The organism is Natronococcus sp. JC468 (assembly GCF_012163165.1).
Lineage (GTDB): Archaea > Halobacteriota > Halobacteria > Halobacteriales > Natrialbaceae > Natronococcus > Natronococcus jeotgali.
Map to the genome: position 1 here is coordinate 1 of NZ_JAAVUO010000114.1, position 807 is coordinate 807.

Below are 807 nucleotides of genomic sequence, written 5' to 3' on the forward strand. Positions count from 1 at the left end.
GAGCGCTTCGTTGTCGAATACGAAGTTTCGGCCATCCAGCGCTGAGAGTAGCCTTTTGCCCGGATGAGTGCGTTGTGTCCGAGCGTCAACGGCCTCGATCCACGCTGTAGGATGAGCGGTTCGACGCCGAGTGCGTAGAACTCGTATTTCGTGACCCAGTTGTGGAACGCTTTGTCGGCGGCCACCGACAGCAGGTCGTCCGCGTTCCGGCGGACGACCTGCGGCCCAGTCTTCGTATCGTGTTTCCACCGGGCAGAGATATGTACGTCAAGGACAGCAAGAGACTCTCTATCGGTTAGCGTCGTCACTTTCAACGTTTGAACGTTACTTCTCGACCGCTGGCGGTAGTACGACGAGACCGAGCGGCGGTCGAAGAACGTGCTGTCGAGCGCTGCATGGCCGGACTGCGGGTGTTGCTGCGCTGAAACGCGCAGCAACGCCCGCCACACCCACATTTTCAGCCGGTCGAACGATTTGTAGATCGTGCTGTAGTCTGGGAGATCGTCTCGATCTAAGTCGAGGACGTCACGAATCTCGGCCATGTACTTCAGCCGATTCGGCGTTTCTCGGTAGCTGTGGCCGTCTTCGAGCCGAAGACAGTGCAGCACGACGTGTTTCCAGCGGGCGAACCCGCCGCTGGCGGGCTCGCCCGCGTGCTTCCCCAATGCTTGTTTGACTAGGCGACGACACTGCTCAACGAAGTCGAGGAGATCGACTTCCATGGACAGAATCGATTTCCTCGGCTTCGCCTTTCTACTCCGTGATATCAGCCGATTAGATCGCTATTCACCTATGGAAACGCTGCTA

At 58.0% G+C, this 807-nt stretch carries 1 protein-coding gene; it reads right to left on the reverse strand.

Going from position 1 to position 807, the window contains the following annotated elements; genetic code table 11:
* The coding region (locus tag GWG54_RS20610; protein ID WP_167939494.1) for a transposase at positions 1–722 on the reverse strand (722 nt) is incomplete at its 3' end.
* Between the last annotated feature and the right edge of the window lie 85 nt (positions 723–807).